Annotated in this window: 1 pseudogene; it reads left to right on the forward strand. The window is 24.9% G+C overall.

Annotation, left to right across the window (positions count from 1 at the left end):
* Positions 1 to 207 precede the first annotated feature (207 nt).
* Positions 208 to 489 (forward strand): annotated as a pseudogene (locus tag K0040_RS20040) (hypothetical protein); the annotation flags it as partial.

A 489-nucleotide genomic window follows, 5' to 3' on the forward strand; every position in this document is an offset into this window, starting at 1 on the left:
CAAGACAAATGTTATTTCACTAAAATTAGACTATTGCAATAGTAAGAAATTAACATTAATTTTAGTTTTAAATTTTAAATTTATGGTTTATAATTAGTATAGGGATATTCTGAAATATAATAATTTTCCAGTTTATCCCAATATTTAACTTAGGTAGATTGCTTACAAAACAAATGATTATATATTAAGCTAAAAGGAAGTGGATAGATGAGATTTATAAAAAATAAGAAATACAGAAAAATTGCTATAATCATATCTATTCCTATATTGCTTGTTGCGCAGTACTACCTTTTTAAATTTGGAATACTTAGACCAATGGTAAAGGGAGTAGAAATTGAAATTTTAGATGGGGAATATGTTAAAGATATAGATAAGTATGTAGTAAAATTAAATGAAACAGTTACTTTATCCACTGGTGAATATATTAAGGTTCCTTCGTATGCTAAAGATCCAAATATTTGGTTTAATGTATTGGATAATTCAGGAACT

This window comes from Terrisporobacter petrolearius, from assembly GCF_020748185.1.
Classification (GTDB): Bacteria; Bacillota; Clostridia; order Peptostreptococcales; family Peptostreptococcaceae; genus Terrisporobacter; species Terrisporobacter petrolearius.